The organism is Streptomyces sp., from assembly GCF_036566765.1.
GTDB lineage: Bacteria > Actinomycetota > Actinomycetes > Streptomycetales > Streptomycetaceae > Streptomyces.
In genome coordinates this window covers 44,224-58,970 of record NZ_DATCVQ010000709.1, presented here as the reverse complement: position 1 = coordinate 58,970, position 14,747 = coordinate 44,224, and the positions used below count along the sequence as shown (strand labels likewise).

At 73.9% G+C, this 14,747-nt stretch carries 11 protein-coding genes; 9 read left to right on the top strand and 2 right to left on the bottom strand.

Annotated features, from left to right (window positions below; all coding sequences use genetic code 11):
* The first annotated feature begins 73 nt into the window (after positions 1-73).
* From VIU94_RS41140 to VIU94_RS41105, 8 genes are all read left to right on the top strand, one after another.
* A complete protein-coding gene (locus VIU94_RS41140) occupies positions 74-2,977 on the top strand; it encodes a bifunctional acetate--CoA ligase family protein/GNAT family N-acetyltransferase (RefSeq protein WP_331920178.1) in 2,904 nt (967 codons plus the stop codon).
* Between the two features lie 78 nt (positions 2,978-3,055).
* On the top strand, positions 3,056-3,640 hold the full coding sequence (locus tag VIU94_RS41135; protein WP_331920176.1) for a DUF5998 family protein: 585 nt from the start codon (positions 3,056-3,058) through the stop codon (positions 3,638-3,640).
* A complete protein-coding gene (locus VIU94_RS41130) occupies positions 3,640-4,851 on the top strand; it encodes an alkaline phosphatase family protein (protein WP_331920174.1) in 1,212 nt (403 codons plus the stop codon). Before VIU94_RS41135 ends, VIU94_RS41130 begins: the two co-directional genes overlap by 1 nt.
* 70 nt (positions 4,852-4,921) lie before the next feature.
* Positions 4,922-5,572: a thymidine kinase gene (locus VIU94_RS41125; RefSeq protein WP_331920172.1), complete on the top strand. Its 651-nt coding sequence runs from the start codon at positions 4,922-4,924 to the stop codon at positions 5,570-5,572.
* Positions 5,573-5,643: 71 nt separating this feature from the next.
* Positions 5,644-6,273 (top strand): hypothetical protein, encoded by a 630-nt coding sequence (locus VIU94_RS41120; protein ID WP_331920170.1) that lies wholly within the window; start codon positions 5,644-5,646, stop codon positions 6,271-6,273.
* Between the two features lie 148 nt (positions 6,274-6,421).
* Complete coding sequence (locus VIU94_RS41115; protein ID WP_331920168.1) at positions 6,422-9,109, top strand: YfhO family protein; 2,688 nt, start codon at positions 6,422-6,424, stop codon at positions 9,107-9,109.
* Positions 9,110-9,148: 39 nt separating this feature from the next.
* On the top strand, positions 9,149-10,114 hold the full coding sequence (locus VIU94_RS41110; RefSeq protein WP_331920166.1) for a glycosyltransferase family 2 protein: 966 nt from the start codon (positions 9,149-9,151) through the stop codon (positions 10,112-10,114).
* Between the two features lie 42 nt (positions 10,115-10,156).
* Complete coding sequence (locus VIU94_RS41105; RefSeq protein ID WP_331920164.1) at positions 10,157-11,476, top strand: polysialyltransferase family glycosyltransferase; 1,320 nt, start codon at positions 10,157-10,159, stop codon at positions 11,474-11,476.
* A 35-nt stretch (positions 11,477-11,511) separates the two neighbouring features.
* Here the strand turns inward: VIU94_RS41105 and VIU94_RS41100 are convergent, their stop codons facing one another.
* Complete coding sequence (locus VIU94_RS41100) at positions 11,512-12,288, bottom strand: VOC family protein (protein ID WP_331920162.1); 777 nt, start codon at positions 12,286-12,288, stop codon at positions 11,512-11,514.
* A 282-nt stretch (positions 12,289-12,570) separates the two neighbouring features.
* On the opposite strand from VIU94_RS41100, the gene VIU94_RS41095 reads away from it, so the two are divergent.
* Positions 12,571-13,398, top strand: coding sequence for a sulfurtransferase (locus VIU94_RS41095; RefSeq protein ID WP_331920160.1), 828 nt, complete (start codon positions 12,571-12,573; stop codon positions 13,396-13,398).
* 78 nt (positions 13,399-13,476) lie between these two features.
* Here VIU94_RS41095 and sepH read toward each other — a convergent pair whose 3' ends face one another.
* Complete coding sequence (sepH, locus tag VIU94_RS41090) at positions 13,477-14,547, bottom strand: septation protein SepH (RefSeq protein WP_331920158.1); 1,071 nt, start codon at positions 14,545-14,547, stop codon at positions 13,477-13,479.
* Between the last annotated feature and the right edge of the window lie 200 nt (positions 14,548-14,747).

Here is a 14,747-nt window from a genome sequence, read left to right as displayed (position 1 = left end):
TCCCTACCCTGCCCGCGGCCGACCGGGTGCGCGACCGGTGCTCGCGCCGTGTCCCGGCCGTAGGCTTTGCGACATGCAGACGTCGTCGGAACACGCGTACCCCGACCACTGGGAGGCCGACGTCGTGCTGCGCGACGGCGGCACCGCGCGGATCAGGCCGATCACCGTCGACGACGCCGACCGGCTGGTCAGCTTCTACGAGCAGGTGTCGGACGAGTCGAAGTACTACCGCTTCTTCGCGCCGTACCCGCGGCTCTCCGCCAAGGACGTCCACCGCTTCACCCATCACGACTACGTGGACCGGGTCGGGCTCGCGGCCACCGTCGGCGGGGAGTTCATCGCCACGGTCCGGTACGACCGCATCGACGACGACGGGCGGCCGGCCCCCGCGCCCGCCGACGAGGCCGAGGTCGCCTTCCTGGTGCAGGACGCCCACCAGGGGCGCGGCGTCGCGTCCGCACTGCTCGAACACATCGCGGCGGTGGCGCGGGAGCGGGACATCCGGCGGTTCGCGGCGGAAGTGCTGCCGGCCAACAACAAGATGATCAAGGTCTTCACGGACGCCGGCTACACGCAGAAGCGGAGCTTCGAGGACGGGTCGGTCCGGCTCCATCTCGACCTGGAGCCCACCGACCGCTCGCTCGCCGTGCAGCGCGCCCGGGAGCAGCGCGCCGAGGCGCGTTCCGTGCAGCGGCTGCTCGCCCCCGGCTCGGTCGCGGTGATCGGCGTGGGCCGCACGCCCGGTGGGGTCGGCCGCGCGGTGCTGCGGAACCTGCTCGACGCGGGCTTCACCGGGCCGGTGTACGCGGTCAACAACGCGCTGCCGGAGGGTGGCCGGGCCGAGCTGGAGGGCGTGCCCGCGTTCCGGTCGGTCGGCGACATCGGCGAGCCGGTGGACCTGGCGGTCGTCGCCGTCCCCGCCGAGCGGGTGCCGGAGGCCGTCGCCGACTGCGGCGAGCACGGGGTGCAGGGCCTCGTCGTGCTCTCCGCGGGGTACGCGGAGAGCGGCGACGCGGAGGGCGGGCGGCGGCAGCGCGAACTGGTGCGGCAGGCCCGCTCGTACGGGATGCGGATCATCGGGCCGAACGCGTTCGGGATCATCAACACCGCGGCGGACGTCCGGCTGAACGCCTCGCTCGCGCCGCAACCGCCGGCGGCGGGGCGGATCGGGCTGTTCACCCAGTCCGGCGCGATCGGCATCGCGCTGCTGGCCGGTCTGCACCGGCGCGGCGCGGGGCTCTCCTCGTTCATCTCGGCCGGCAACCGAGCAGACGTGTCCGGCAACGACTTCCTCCAGCACTGGTACGACGACCCCGAGACGGACGTCGTCCTGCTGTACCTGGAGTCGATGGGGAACCCGCGGAAGTTCACCCGCCTTGCCCGGCGGACGGCGGCGGTCAAGCCGGTCGTGGTGGTCAAGGGCGCGCGGCACACCGGAAGCGCGCCGCTCGGGCACCGGGTGCCGGCCACCCGGATCCCGCACGCGACGGTCTCCGCGCTGCTGCGGCAGGCCGGCGTGATCCGGGTCGACACGGTGACCGAGATGGTGGACGCGGGGCTGCTGCTCGCGGGCCAGCCGCTGCCGGTCGGGCCGCGGGTGGCCATCCTGGGGAACTCCGAGTCCCTCGGGCTGCTCACGTACGACGCGTGCCTGACGGAGGGCCTGCGTCCGCTCCGGCCGCTGGACCTGACGACGTCGGCGACGCCGGACGACTTCCGGGTCGCGCTGGGCAAGGCGCTCGCGGACCCGCTGTCCGACGCGGTGGTGGTCACGGCGATCCCCTGGGTCGGGGAGAACGGGGACACCGAGTCCGGCGAGGGCGAGGTCCTGGCCGCCGCCCTGCGCACCGCCGTGGCCACGGCCGCCGCCCCGGCGAAGCCGGTCGTCGTCGTCCACGTGGAGATGGGCGCCCTGGCGGAGGCCCTGTCAGCGGCGACGAGCACGGCCCCGGGCGCGGCGTCCCGTACCCAGGCGCGCCCGGCGGAGCCGGAGGCCGGTGCGGCCGCGGAAGCCGGGCGGGCCGGGTCCGTACCGGCAGGCCCCCCACCCACCGGACCGACCTCCGCTCCCCCTGCCACCCCCACCCCCACCGAACCCCCCACCCCCGGCAACATCCCCGCCTACCCCGCCGCCGAGCGGGCCGTGCGGGCGCTGGCGGAGGCGGTGCGGTACGCGCAGTGGCGGCGGCAGGCCGCGGAGCCGGGCCGGGTGCCGGAGTACGAGGACATCGACGAGGGCGGGGCCGCCGCGCTCATCGAGCGGGTGCTCGGCGACGACGTGGACGAGAAGGGCGTGACCCTCGGCGTGGACGAGGTGACCGAGCTGCTCGGGCGGTACGGGATCGAGGTGCGGCCCACCCTGCCCGCGCCCACCCCGGACGCCGCCGTCGCCGCCGCGGCCCGGCTGGGCTACCCCGTCGCCCTCAAGACGACCGCCCCGCATCTGCGGCACCGCCCCGACCTCGGCGGGGTACGGCTCGACCTGGCTGCCGAGGACCAGCTGAGGGCCGCGTACGCCGAGCTCACCGACGTGCTCGGCAAGCCGGAGGAACTGCAGCCCGTCGTGCAGGCGATGGTGCCGCGCGGCGTCGACACCGTCGTCCGCGCCGCCATCGACCCGGCCGTCGGCGCCGTGCTCTCCTTCGGACTCGCCGGCGCCGCCTCCGAACTGCTCGGCGACACCTCCCACCGGCTCGTCCCGGCGACCGACCGCGACGCCGCCGAGCTCGTACGGTCCATCCGGACCGCCCCGCTCCTGTTCGGCTGGCGCGGCTCGGCCCCCGTCGACACCCCGGCCCTGGAGGAGCTGCTGCTGCGCCTGTCCCGGCTGGTCGACGAGCACCCCGAGGTCGTCGCGGTCTCCCTCGAACCCGTCGTCGTCGCATCGCGCGGCGTCTGTGTCCTCGGCGCGACCGTCCGCCTCGCCCCGCCCCCCGCCCGCACCGACCTCGGCCCGCGCACCCTCCCGAGCTACTGACGCCCCGCCCGCGGGCGCATCGGCCGGCCCGCTCCGAGGCCGCCGAATCGCCCCTTGCGACGGATTAGGATGGAGTCCATGGCGAAGACCGGTACGACGACCCAGGGGCTGCGCGCGGCGATCGAGCGCAGCGGCTATTACCCGGCCCTCGTGGCCGAGGCGGTGGAGGCCGCCGTCGGCGGCGAGGCGATCGCGTCGTACGTGGTGCACCAGGAGACCACCTTCGACGCGAACGAGGTCCGCCGCCATGTCACGGTCCTCGTCCTGACGGCCAACCGTTTCATCGTGAGCCACACCGACGAGCAGGCCGCCGACACCAGCTCGCCGACGCCGTACGCCACCACCTCCACCGAGTCCGTCAAGCTGGACCGGATCGCGTCGGTCGTGGTCAGCCGCGTCGTCGCGAACCCCGAGTCGTACAAGCCCGGCAGCCTGCCCCGCGAGGTCGTCCTGACCATCGGCTGGGGCGCCGTCTCCCGGATCGACCTGGAGCCCGCCGCCTGCGGCGACCCGAACTGCGACGCCGACCACGGCTACACCGGCAACGCCACCGCCGACGACCTGAGCCTGCGGGTCAGCGAGGCCGGCGACGGCCCGGACACCGTGGCTCAGACGCTCGCGTTCGCGCAGTCGCTGTCCGAAGCCACCGCGGCGACCCGCTGATGGTCCAGCCGACGACGGTCGCCTCCGGCTGGCCCGACGAGCCCGCGCCCCTCGCGCTCGACACCGCACCCGTGCCCGAGTACGGCACCGGCTCCCTCGCCGACCTGCTGCCCACGCTCGTCGCCGGCCAGGGCGTGCCCGGGTTCGAGCCGCGCATCGCCGAACTCGCCCCGGCGGACCGCACCTGTGTCTTTCTGATCGACGGCCTCGGCTGGGAGCAGATCAAGGCGCATCCCGACGAGGCCCCGTACCTGACCTCGCTGCTCGGCAGCTCGCGTGGCGGCACCGGCCGCCCGGTCACGGCCGGCTTCCCCGCGACCACCGCGACCTCGCTCGCCTCGGTCGGCACCGGACAGGTCCCCGCGGCGCACGGCCTGCCCGGCTACACCGTCCGCAACCCCGAGACCGGCGAGCTGATGAACCAGCTCCGCTGGAAGCCGTGGACCTCGCCGCGTGTCTGGCAGCCGTACCCGACCGTCTTCCAGCTCGCCCACGAGGCCGGCGTGCGCACCGCGCAGGTCTCCGCACCGGCCTTCCAGGACACCCCGCTCACCAAGGTCGCGCTGAGCGGCGGAACGTTTTTCGGACGGCTCTCCGGCGAGGAGCGCATGGACACCGCCGCCGAGCAGCTCGCCGCCGGCGACCGCTCGCTGGTCTACACGTACTACAGCGAACTCGACGGCGCCGGGCATCGCTTCGGCGTGGACTCCGACGCCTGGCGCGGCCAGCTGATGTTCGTCGACCGGCTCGTGCAGCGGCTCGCCGAGCAGCTCCCGCCGCGTTCCGCGCTGTACGTCACCGCCGACCACGGCATGGTCGACATCCCCTTCGACGAGCAGCACCGCATCGACTTCGACGAGGACTGGGAGCTGCGCGCCGGAGTCGCCCTGCTGGGCGGCGAGGGCCGGGCCCGCCACGTCTACGCGGTACCGGGCGCCGAGGCCGACGTACTGACCTGCTGGCGCGAGGTGCTCGGCGAGCAGTTCTGGGTGGCGAGCCGGGAGGAGGCGCTGGCCGCGGGCTGGTTCGGTCCGCCCGGCAGCTGCGACGAGCGCGTGCTCGGCAGGATCGGCGACGTGGTCGCGGCCGCCCACGACGACGTCGTGATCACCGCCTCCGTCAACGAGCCGAACGAGTCGGCCATGGTCGGGATGCACGGCTCGATGACCCCGGCCGAGCAGCTCGTCCCCCTCCTCGAAGTCCGCTCCTGAGCGTCCGCCCCACCCCGCCGCGGAGCGCCTCCACCGCGCTGCCCGAGACCTGAAAGGCCGTCACCTCCCCATGTCCGAATTGGTGTTCTTCTCCGGAACGATGGACTGCGGAAAGAGCACTCTGGCTCTCCAGATCGCCCACAACCGCGATGCGCGGGGGCTCCAGGGCGTGATCTTCACCCGTGACGACCGGGCGGGGGAGGGCAAGCTGTCCTCCCGCCTGGGCCTGGTGACGGAGGCGGTCGAGGCGCCGGAGGGCATGGACCTGTACGCGTACCTGGTCGAGCAGCTGTCCAAGGGCGGCAAGGCGGACTACGTGATCGTGGACGAGGCGCAGTTCCTGGCCCCTGCCCAGATCGACCAGCTGGCCCGGATCGTGGACGACCTCGGCCTCGACGTCTTCGCCTTCGGCATCACCACGGATTTCCGCACCAAACTCTTCCCGGGCTCGCAGCGGTTGATCGAGCTGGCGGACCGCCTGGAACAGCTCCAGGTCGAGGCCCTGTGCTGGTGCGGCGCCCGCGCCACGCACAACGCCCGTACGGTGGGCGGCGAAATGGTCGTGGAAGGCGCCCAGGTCGTGGTCGGCGACGTCAACCGCCCGGCGGAGGAGATCGGCTACGAGGTCCTCTGCCGCCGCCACCACCGCAAGCGGATGACTTCGGCCTCGGCCCACGCGAGCGCCCTCTCGCCGGACGTCCTTCCGGTCAGCCACGCCTGACCGCCCTCCTCGGCCTTGCTGACCTGGTTGATAGCTTGCTTCCCCCTGCCTTCTTCGTTCAGCGAGGGATCATGAGCCAGCATCAGCCGCCGCAGCACAACCCGTACAACCAACCCGCCGCATCCCAGCAGCCCTTGGGGTACGGCGCCCCGCCGCCCATGCCGGGGCAGGCGCCGGGCCAGCCGGGTTGGCCGATGCAGCAACCCGGCCAGCCGTACCCCCACCCCGCGCCCGCCGGACAGCGGCCGAAGCCCGGCCACCCGGTCGGGGCGGTCTTTCTCGGGCTTCTCGCCTCGTTCGTCGTCTCTCTGCTCTACACCGGCATCACCCTGGCCACGTACAAGGACCAGTCGGAGAGCCAGTCGCACACCCTTTACATACTCCATGCCCTGCTCAACGGAGTGACTGTCGGCGCCCTGGTCGGCCTGGTGGGCCGCAGCAGCAACGGCGCCCGGATCGCCGCGGCGATCGTCGCCCCGCTCGGCGCCTTCTTCGGCTACACCAACGCGATTCCGCTCGTGATCGCCGAGCGCGAAACGCCCGCCTTCGTCGGCGACATGTTGACAGCCGACCCCTTCTTCCCGGCCAAGGCGTGGTGGGGCAGCCAGAGCGGTACGGAATTGCTCTCCCTGTTGGGCCTCGTGGTCGCCGCGGCAGCGGCCTGGGGCCTCGCCTACGCCATCGGCAGAAGGCGAAGCTGACCCGACACGGCCGGTCGCGCAGCACATCGACCGCAGAGGCCGCTGAGGCCACCGAGGCCGCTGCGACGCACCCGGAGTTCATCTTCGGTGCGCCCGGACCTCGCCTGGTGATCGGGCGCGGGTCGCCCGGCCCGGGGGTAATGGCCGGGTGCCGACTGCCGCCCAGACCCTGTTTGACCGGACCGTCCCCGCAGCCGACGACGGGGGCCCGCCGCGGCGGCAGGGGGCGCGCATACGGCTCCGGGCCGCGGCGGCGGCCGGCGGGCTGACCTGTGTCGTGCTGTGCCTCGCGGGGCTGTTGGCCGGGACGTATCCGTTCGGGCCGACCACGCGCAACATCGTCGACCTGGGGCAGCAGTACCTGCCGTTCCACGCGTACTGGCGGAGGTTCCTGCACGGGGAGGCGGACGGGGATCTGTTCGTGAACTGGAGCTCCGGCTTCGGGTCGAACTTCCTCGGCGACTTCGGCACGTATCTGAGCAGCCCGTTCGACCTCCTGGTGGTGCTCTTCCCGGCCGACCGGATCGAGCTCGCCCTCTACGTCGTCACCGCCGCCAAGATCACCGCGGCCGGCGCCGCCATGGCGTGCCTGCTGCTGACGCTGCGGCGCGGCCCCTGGCCGGTGGCCGCCGTGCTCGGCGCCGCGTACGCGCTCTCCGGCTGGACCTTCAACTACGGGGCCACGGTGCCGATGTGGCTGGACGGCCTCGTCGCCTTCCCGCTGCTGTGCCTGGTCGGGGAGTGGGCGCGGGCCGGGCGCAGGCCGGTTCTCGGGCCGCTCGTCGTGGCCCTGGCCTGGATCGCGAACTTCTACACCGCGTACATGGCGACCATCGGCGCGGCCGTCGTCCTGATCGTCCGGCTGGCCACAGCCGACGACGGCACGCGCCGCCGCCTCGCCGGGCTGCTGCGGGCGTCCCGGAGCGTGCTGCTCGGCCTCGGGCTTGCCGCACCGCTCGTCGCCGTCGTCTTCTTCGCCACCCGGGTCGCCGACCCGACGCCCCCGACCTCCTTCGCGGCCGTCCCATGGACCGAGGTGTTCGCCCGGCTGCTGCCCGCCACGGCCAGCGTGGCGACACCCGCCCTGTACATCGGCACCGCGGCGCTTGCGCTGGCGCTCACCCTGCCGTTCAACACGGCCGTGTCGCGCCGGGACCGGATCGTCTGGACGGCGGCGATCATCCTGGTGGCCCTCTCCCTCCAGTGGGAGCCGACCCATCTGCTCTGGCACGCCGGGGCCTCGCCGAACGGGATCCCGTACCGCCAGACCTTCGTCCTGTGCGGTCTCTTGCTCGTCGCCGCCTGGCTCTCCACGGCCCAGGGCCTGCCGCGGCTCCCGGCGCTGCTCGGCGGTGGGGTGCTGCTCGCCGTACTGGCCTTCGCCGCCCGGGACAGCGTGGACGTCGACCGGTGGACCTTCCCCGCGCTGGGGGCGGCCGCCGCTCTCGCGGTGCTCGCCGCGGGCTGCGCCGCCCTTGCGCCCAGGGCCTGTCCGGCGGATCAGGGTCGGACAGGCCCTAGGGGGCCCCTCGCGTCCCGGCCCTCCGTGGCCCGCGCCCTGCCCGTGCTCGCCGTCGCCCTGCTCGTCGCCGCGCAGGCCGGCGAAGCCGCCGTCACCGGGGCGCGCATCGAGCGGGAGCAGCTGAGCAAGGTGTCCTGGGCCCCGCGGTTCGGCCCCTGGCACGAAGAGGTCGCGCGGGCGGCCGCCCGCGCGGACGCCTGGCCGAGCCGGCGCACGGACCCCGGGGAGACCCCGGGCGGCAACGACGTCCTGGTGGTCGGCGGACAGGGTGCCGACTACTACAGCAGCCTGACCTCCCAGGTGTACTCGGAGACCCTGTCGGCCCTCGGCTTCGGCTACTACGCCAAGGGACGGCACCCGGTCAGCCTCGACAACCCGGTCACCGACGCGATCTTCTCCATCGGCGCGCGGATGCGCTCGAAGCCCACCGCCCCGCTCGACGAGGACACCCTCCCCGAAGCCACCGTCAGCACCGTCGAGCGGCCCGCCCCGCCCCTGGTCACCGTCCGGACCGGTCGGGTGGACTCACCCGCCCGCTTCGGCGACTCCGCCTTCGTGAACCAGGAGTTGCTGCTCGGTTCCGAGGTGTACGCCGCGCCCGGCGACCCGCGCCGTACGGCGACGGGCAAGGGCGCGGTCACCCTGACCGGCACCTGCCCCGCGGGCTCCGAGGTGTGGTTCTGGGCGCCCGAGTACACCGGCACCGCCGCCCTCGACGGACGGCCGCCGGTCGACTTCGCCGGCAAGCCGCCCTCCGTCCGCGGCCCGATGCAGTCGCTCGGCGCCGTCCCGTCCTCCGGCGCCGTACGGATCGCCCTCCAGGCCGCGAAGGCCGCCGACCCCGCTCTCCCGCGGCAGCCCGTCGGCTGCCTGGTCCAGGACCGCCTGGACCGCGCCGTACGGGCGCTGACGACGACCGGCGCCACGAACGTACGGGTCACCGGCCACACGCTCACCGCCCAACTGCCGCCCAGCAGCACCGGGACCGCCGTCGTCGCCGCGCCGCGGATCTCCGGCTGGCGCTGCGCCGCGGACGACGCCGAGCCCGCCCCCGCCGCCCGCCACCTCGGCCTGCTCGCCGTCCCGCTCGGCACCGGCGCGGACTCCGTCACCTGCGTGTTCCGGCCGCCGGGGCTGCGGCTCGGCGGCGCGGTCGGCGCGACGGCGCTGCTCGCCCTGGCCGCCGTCGGACTGCTGCACCGGCGTCGGCGCGGTCATTCCGTACGACCGCCCGGGCGCGGTTTCTCCGTACGACGGCAAGAGTTCACCGGCCGTGCCACTCAGGCTCGTTCCGCCGGAATCGGGGACGGCTAGCGTGCCGCGCGGAGTGCCGTTCGAGTGTGGGGAATCCGTGTGCCGAAGCTGTCCGTCGTCGTACCGTTCCACAATGTCGGGCCGTACGCCCCCGACACCATGCGCAGCCTCGCGAACAACGCGGACCCGGATTTCGAGTTCCTGCTGATCGACGACTGCTCGACGGACGACACCCCGTACGTGCTCGACCACTGGAGCGGCCGCGTCCCCAACGCCACCGTGATCCGGCACGCCGCCAACCAGGGCGTCGCCCAGGCCCGCAACACCGGCATCGACGCGGCGACCGGGGACTACATCACGTTCCTCGACGGCGACGACTGGTACGCCCCGGGCCACCTGCGCGCCATGGTGGACCGCGTCGAGGCCCTCGGCTGCGACTTCGCCCGCACCGACCACGTCCAGTCGAACGGCCGGAACCGCCAGATCCGGTACGCCCCGGCCAAGTCGCGCGACACGGTGATGAACCCGCGCGACGGGATCGCCCCGGCCAGCATGGTCACGATGGTGGACTACCCGTTCGTCCCCTTCGGGATCTACAGCGGCCGCCTCTTCCGCGACGGCGAGTCGCGCTTCGAGACGAAGCTGCGCACGGCCGAGGACCGGCTCTGGGTCTGGCGGCTGCACCTCAAGGCCACCACGTACGCGGCGCTCTCGCTGCACGGCGTGTTCTACCGGCGGGGCGTCACCACCTCGCTCACCCAGATCACCGACAACCGGCAGCTCGACTTCATTCCGTCGTACGACCTGCTCCTGGACGAGGTCTCGCAGGACCCGGATGCCGACCGCTTCCTGCCCAAGGCGGTCCGCACCTACTGCGCCATGATCGCCTTCCACATGGCCAAGGCCGACCAGTACGAGCCCGCCGTGGCCAAGCGGCTCAGGCGCGACGTGACCGACGCGCTCGCCCGCATGCCGCAGGGGGTCCTCGACGAGACGCTCGCGACGATGGACACGACCCGCAGCACGCTGCTCCAGCGCCTGCGCGGCGCCCGAAGGGCCGCCTGAACCGCCATGACGCCCGAACCCCGCAGGAAGCCCGAACCCCCCATGCGCACACAGCTCTTCCAGGTGTCCACGCTCTACGGAGCGGCCACCCTCGCCGCCGCCCTGGACGCCGGGCAGTTCGGCCCGCGCGACCACGCCCGCCGCCTGCTGCTCGTCTCCAACAACGCCGAGATCCCCGAGACCGCGCTGCGTCTCGCGGAGATGACCGGCTACGACGCGATCGCTGCCCGCTTCGACGGCGTGATCGACTGGAACGACGCGATCCGGCCGCACCACCCCGGCACCTGGAGCCCGCGCCCCGAGGAGGCCCCGCTGTGGCAGCGGGTCTTCCGGACCGCCTGGGACCTCGACGACGCCCCGGTCGAGCTGATCGTCGAGTCCATCCAGGTCAACCCGGCCCGCGCGCTCGCCGCAGCCTTCGCCGAGAGCTCCATCCAGGTGTACGCGGACGGCCTCATGAGCTACGGCCCCACCCGCGACGACCTGCCCCAGTCAATCGCCTGCCGCATCCACCGGCTCCTCCACCTCGACCTGGTGCCCGGGCTGCGCCCGATGCTGCTGACCGAGTACGGCGTCGAGGCCGAGCTGGTCCCCGACGCGGCCTTCCGCCGGGTCCTCTCCGAGATCGCCGCCGCCGCGGAGGGCGACCCCCAGGTCGAGCGCGCCGTCGCGGCCGCGCCGACCGCCCTGCTGCTCGGCCAGTACCTCGCCGCGCTCGGCATCCTCACCGCCGACGAGGAGGAAGAGCTGCATGTCCGGATGCTGCGCTCCGCAGCCGAGGCCGGCCACGACTCGGTGGTCTTCAAGCCGCACCCCACCGCCCCGGCCCGCTACTCGCTGGCCCTGAACGAGGCGGCCGAGGCCGCCGGGGTGCGGCTGACCGTCCTGGACGGGCCGCTGCTCGCCGAGACCTTCTACGAGCGCTGCCGACCCAAGCTCGTCGTGGGCTGCTTCTCCACCGCCATGCTCACCGCGTCGGTGTACTACGAGGTCCCGGTCGCCCGGGTCGGCACCCGCACGGTCCTGGAGCGGCTCACCCCGTACGAGAACAGCAACCGGGTGCCGCTGACCGTCGTCGACCATCTGGTCCCGGACCTGGAGGGCGGCGAGACGCCCGCCGTGCCCGGGGCCGCTCCCGACACGCTGGCGCCGCTGGTCCGCGCGGTCGGGTACTGCATGCGGCCGACGAGCCACCCCGCCCTGCGCGACGAGGTCGCCGGGCTCCTCCTCGACCTCGCCCGCGACGAGCGCACCGCGCACTGCTTCCCGCGCGAGCGGCTGACCGAGCTGGGGCTCCAGGGCGGGACGGTGCCGCGCCAGCGGTCCCGGCTGCGCCGCGGCCTCGTCCGCGCGGGCCGCTGAGGGCTGACGCGTAGGTCACAGGGCTCGCGCGGCCCTCAGCCCTGCTCCGCCGAGCAGACGATCGTGAACACCGCGCCCTCCGGGTCGGTCACCAGGGCCAGCCGGCCCGCCGTGCCCTCCCGGGGCGGCCGCAGCACCTGGCCGCCCAGCTCGGTGATCAGCCGGGCCGCGCCGTCGGTGTCGGCGACCTCGAAGTACGTCATCCAGTGCGCGCCCCGGGTGCGCGGCAGCGCGTTGCCGACGCCGTGCAGGGACGCCACCGGGCGGCCGTCCAGGTGCAGCGTCAGATAGTCGAAGTCGGCCGAGACGACCGGCTCGATCTCGTACCCGAAGACCGTCTGGTAGAACTTGCCGACCGTCGAGGTCTCGTGCGTCAGCAGCTCGTTCCAGACCGGCGTGCCGGGCGGTCCCGCCATGGCGGTGCCGTGGTGCGCCGCGGCCTGCCAGATGCCGAACACCGCGCCCGTCGGGTCGGAGCAGATCGCCAGCCGGCCGGCGTCCTCGGCGTCCAGGGGCCCGACCGCGACCGTGCCGCCGCAGCAGCGGATCAGCTCGGCGGTCTCGTCCGCGTCGTCGGTGGCGAGATAGGTGGTCCAGGCGATCGGCAGATGACGGTCGGGGGGCAGCTGGCCGATGCCCGCCACCTCCTTGCCGTCGAGCAGGGCGCGGGAGTACGGGCCGAGCTGCTGCGGGCCCGGTTGGAACTCCCAGTCGAACAGTGCGCCGTAGAACTCCTGGGTGGTGTCGAGCCCGTGCACCATGAGGCTCACCCAACAGGGTGTACCGGGTGTGCGCCGAGTCGCCTCGGTCATCGTCACTCTCTCCTCGGACCATCGCCGGTGGCCGTGCGGGGGGACAGGGGCGTACGCGACCGGCCGTCGAGGGCCCGGGCCCGTCCTCCTGGATCAGGCCCGAGGCGGCGTGGTGTCGCGTGTCCCGTGCCGATGCTCGCACCACCTGGCGTGTCGCGCGCCCCGACCGCGCCGATTACGGCGCGATCCCGCGAGAGGATGTCTGGTTTGTCGCTCCCTGCCTGAATTCCTGCTCGACACGGTCACGGCAGGGCCGGCCGCGACTGCGCGAGGATGGCTCCCATGACACCCATCATCTCCGCATCCGAACTCGCGAGCGAATATGCCGGGTCGCGTCCGCCTGTGCTGCTCGACGTCCGCTATCAGATGGGCGGCCCGCCGGGACGTCCCGCGTACGAGGCCGGGCATCTCCCCGGCGCGGTCTACGTCGACCTGGAGGCGGAGCTCGCGGACCCGCCCGGCGGCGGCCGCGGCCGGCACCCGCTGCCGGACGTGGCGGCCTTCGGCGCCGTGATGCGCCGGGCCGGCGTCCGGGCCGACGCCCCCGTGGTCGTGTACGACGGCGGGCAGGGCTGGGCCGCGGCCCGCGCGTGGTGGATGCTGCGCTGGACGGGCCACCCGGACGTACGGATCCTCGACGGCGGTCTGCCCGCCTGGACCGGACCGCTGTCCACCGAGGCCCCGTCCCCGCAGGAGGGCGACTTCGCCCCCGAGCCGGGCGCGCTGCGGCTCCTGGACGCGCAGGAGGCGGCGGCCCTTGCGCGTACCGGACTCCTGCTGGACGCGCGGGCGGGGGAGCGGTACCGGGGCGAGACGGAGCCGATCGACCCGGTCGCCGGCCACATCCCGGGCGCGGTGTCGGCGCCCACCATGGAGAACGTCGACGCGGACGGCCGGTACCTGCCCGCCGAGACGCTGACCGCCCGCTTCAAGGCGCTCGGCGCGGCGGACGCGCCGGAGGTGGGCGTCTACTGCGGCTCCGGCGTCTCCGCCGCCCAGCAGCTCGTGGCGCTGGAGATCGCGGGCATTCCGGCGGCCCTGTACGCGGGCTCCTGGTCCGAGTGGGTCAGCGACCCGAACCGGCCGGTGGCCACGGGCCCGAACCCGTAGTCGGACACGGAGCGGCACGACAAGAAGGGCCGGTACCCGACTCGGGTACCGGCCCCTCCCTTTGACGCTTCAGTCCCGCTAATCCTGCTTCTTCCGGCGCGTGCCGAACACGATCTCGTCCCAGCTCGGCACCGCCGCCCGGCGGCCCGGACGGACGCCGTCCGCCTCCGCCTGCCGGTCAGTGGTCCCGATCAGACGGTCCCGGTGGCCCGACACCGCGCGCGGCATGAGCACGTCGGCGTACGCCGAGCCCGCGCCGGCCGAGGCCGCCGGGGCCGGCGGCTCCTCCGCCTCGGGCTCGTGGTCCGGCTCCGTGGCCGGAGCCTCGTCGGACCGGTCCGGTACGACCATGTCGCCGCGGAAGCTCGGCACCGCCTCCAGGAGGCTGGTGAGCGAGTCCCGCTCGCTCTCCTCCTCGACGGGCGGCGCCGGAGGCTGCTGCCGCTCCATCTGGCGGTCCAGGGCGCGGTCCAGCGGCCGGTCCCGGGGCAGTCGGGCGATCCGGGGCACGAACGGGAAGCTCGGCTCCGGGGCCGTGATCGTGTCGTCGGTCTCGCCGATCAGCGAGCGCGCCTCGTCGTCCACCGCCTGCACGAGCCGGCGCGGCGGGTCGTACGTCCAGCTCGCGCTGTGCACCTCGCCGGCCACCCGGTAGACGAGCAGCACCTCCCAGGTGCCGTCGTCACGCCGCCAGGAGTCCCACTGCACGGCGTCCTTCTCCGCGCCGCGCAGCAGCAGCCGCTCCTGGACCGCCTCGCCGAGCTGGGGTCCGGTGTTCTCGCCGGGCCGGCGCACCGGCGTCTTGCGGGCCCGCTCGGCCATGAACGCCCGCTCCGCGAGCACGGGGCCCTCGAAACGGCGGACGCGGTCGACGGGGATGCCGGCGAGCTGGGCGACCTCCTCCGCGGAGGCACCGGCGCGTATGCGCGCCTGGATGTCGCGGGGCCGGAGGTGGCTCTCCACCTCGATCTCGATCTGGCCGAGGCGTGCGCGGTCGTTGCGCACGGCGGCGCGGAGCCGCTCGTCGATCGGAAGCGTGTACTCCGTGCTGTCAGCAGCCTTCAGCACCAGTCGTGTGCCGTCGTTGGAGACGGCCACGACACGCAGTTCGGGCATGGGGACCTCCCGGGTGGTGCCTGCCGACGTCACGTGCGTCGCTGCTTCCGCTAGTCGAGTGTGGCCTGCCCGGGTGCAGCCTGCCACAACCTTGCCGAGTTGCCCGGCGTGTCGGGCCTGGACCCTGGAACGCCGTTATGGCACGGTTACCTATTTGCAACGCAGAGTGACCGGTCGGTCACGCTGTGCAGCAGGGCGCCGTGCGGTGCAGCGGCGCCGCCGGTTCGAGTGCC

Excerpts from the sequence above, each read along its gene's own strand:
- VIU94_RS41140 (WP_331920178.1), top strand. The coding sequence starts at position 74 with ATGCAGACGTCGTCGGAACACGCGTACCCCGACCACTGGGAGGCCGAC.
- VIU94_RS41135 (WP_331920176.1), top strand. The coding sequence starts at position 3,056 with ATGGCGAAGACCGGTACGACGACCCAGGGGCTGCGCGCGGCGATCGAG.
- VIU94_RS41130 (WP_331920174.1), top strand. The coding sequence starts at position 3,640 with ATGGTCCAGCCGACGACGGTCGCCTCCGGCTGGCCCGACGAGCCCGCG.
- VIU94_RS41125 (WP_331920172.1), top strand. The coding sequence starts at position 4,922 with ATGTCCGAATTGGTGTTCTTCTCCGGAACGATGGACTGCGGAAAGAGC.
- VIU94_RS41120 (WP_331920170.1), top strand. The coding sequence starts at position 5,644 with ATGAGCCAGCATCAGCCGCCGCAGCACAACCCGTACAACCAACCCGCC.
- VIU94_RS41105 (WP_331920164.1), top strand. The coding sequence starts at position 10,157 with ATGCGCACACAGCTCTTCCAGGTGTCCACGCTCTACGGAGCGGCCACC.
- VIU94_RS41100 (WP_331920162.1), bottom strand. The coding sequence starts at position 12,288 with ATGACCGAGGCGACTCGGCGCACACCCGGTACACCCTGTTGGGTGAGC.
- VIU94_RS41095 (WP_331920160.1), top strand. The coding sequence starts at position 12,571 with ATGACACCCATCATCTCCGCATCCGAACTCGCGAGCGAATATGCCGGG.